General features: G+C 46.2%; 1 protein-coding gene. It reads left to right on the forward strand.

Annotation, left to right across the window (positions count from 1 at the left end):
- Positions 1-303 (forward strand): hypothetical protein (locus ACTHRE_RS11090; RefSeq protein WP_440345110.1); only part of this gene is annotated, 303 nt, incomplete at both ends.

Consider the following 303-nt stretch of genomic DNA (forward strand, 5'->3'; position numbering starts at 1 on the left):
TAAAGCGACGATTCCAGCAGATAAAGTGCAAGATGGTTCGCCAGTAAAAGCGAAAGCAACTGATAATGCAGGTAACACAAGTGAAGGTACAGCGAATGCAGGTAATAATCCTGATACCACAGCACCAAGTGCACCAGAGGTAACCCCATCTACAGAAGATGGTTCGGTAACTGTGAAAGTACCAAGCGATGCAGAAGCAGGTGATACTGTAGAAGTAACAGTAACTCCTGAAGGTTCTGACACGCCTGAAAAAGTGACCTTGACCAAACAGGCAGACGGCAGCTGGACATCAGATAAACCTGA

Source organism: Neisseria sp. P0001.S007 (assembly GCF_051963655.1).
Classification (GTDB): domain Bacteria; phylum Pseudomonadota; class Gammaproteobacteria; order Burkholderiales; family Neisseriaceae; genus Neisseria; species Neisseria subflava_A.